We start from the raw sequence: 1,340 nt of genomic DNA on the forward strand, positions 1-1,340 counted from the left end.
GATCTGTAATTGCAGAGCTTGGCGGTGCCGATCCCTTGAGGGTTTCATGGATCTGTCCGCACTGGCCCGGCCGAAGCCTGGTCGTGCTATATCGGGTCTCACAGAGGCGAACGTTGCATTGACTCGAAGCGGGCTTTGCAGCCCATCTGACTACCTTCGCAGATCGTTCGTCCCTGCGTTCCCTCGCGGGACACCGCCCTCGGATCGCTTTGACGCTTCACCGCTGGCAAACAGGTTCTACCCTACCTCACGCTTGGAACAAAGTGCCATCGCGCAGCATGGCATGCATGATGACCGCGAGCCGACGGGCGAGTGCGACACGGGCTTTCTTCAAGCCGCGACGCTTGGCGATCTTCATGGCCCATGTTTTCAGGGCGAAGGTCTCACGGCTCCGGGTGAGGATCGAGTTGGCAGCTTCGTAGAGCAGCTTGCGCACGGTCCCATCGCCCTGTTTGGTGATCCTGCCTGTCCAGTCTAGTTCGCCCGACTGATGGCGGCGGGGCACAAGGCCGAAGTAGGCGCCGGCATTGCGTGATTGTCGGAAGCGTCCGGCTTCATCGACTGCAGCGGCGAAGGCGGCCGATGTCTGCACGCCGACGCCTGGGATGGTCATCAGGATCTCGCAAGCCTGTGACTGGCTGGCGATGACACGCAGGCGGCGGTCCATTTCCTTGATTTGCTCGACCAGTTCTGCGCGCACGGACAGCAAGGATGCGATGGCGTCGCCAAGGCCCGGGATGTGTGCCGCTTGCATGATCCGTTCGAGGAAGGCCTTCCCTTGACCTGCGCCGGGCCGATAGCCGAACGTGGCGCAGAGACCGCGGATCGTGTTGTCGAGCCGGACACGCGCTTCCACCAGATGGCTGCGTGCGGTGATCACGCTGCGAACGCCATGCGCTGCCGGAGATTTCACATGCACCTCCTTGTAGAAGCCGGTGCGCGCCAACTGTGCTAGGCCGGCGGCATCGTGAGGGTCGGTCTTGTTCGCCTTCATTGCTTTGAGGCTCTGGTGCGCCTGGCGGGCATCGATGCACACCACCGGGACACCCAGTTCACGCAGACCAAGGCAAATCGCCGGCGACATGCGGCCCGTTTCGATCACCGCCCGCTCGATTGGACCATATCGCTCCAGCATCATGGCGATCGCCTCCGGAGAGCTTTCCACTTTCTCCGACACGACCTTCCGACCATTGTCATCAACGATGCAGACCTGCGTGGATTCCATCGACAAGTCCAATCCGGCATAGTGCTTCATGGCTGCTTCCTTCCTTCAGGATTCGACAACCAGAAGTGTGCGCCTCAACCAAGGTCCGAGGGAAGCAGCCGCAATTACACGATGA

General features: G+C 61.2%; 1 protein-coding gene. It reads right to left on the minus strand.

Annotation, left to right across the window (positions count from 1 at the left end; genetic code table 11):
* Positions 1 to 247: 247 nt before the first annotated feature.
* A complete protein-coding gene (locus tag B2G71_RS23540) occupies positions 248 to 1,255 on the minus strand; it encodes an IS110 family transposase (protein WP_098109090.1) in 1,008 nt (335 codons plus the stop codon).
* Positions 1,256 to 1,340: the final 85 nt, after the last annotated feature.

This window comes from Novosphingobium sp. PC22D, assembly GCF_002556635.1.
Taxonomy (GTDB): domain Bacteria; phylum Pseudomonadota; class Alphaproteobacteria; order Sphingomonadales; family Sphingomonadaceae; genus Novosphingobium.

What these genes read in the sequence shown, in the direction of transcription:
- B2G71_RS23540 (WP_098109090.1), bottom strand. Translation starts at nt 1,255, where the DNA reads ATGAAGCACTATGCCGGATTGGACTTGTCGATGGAATCCACGCAGGTC.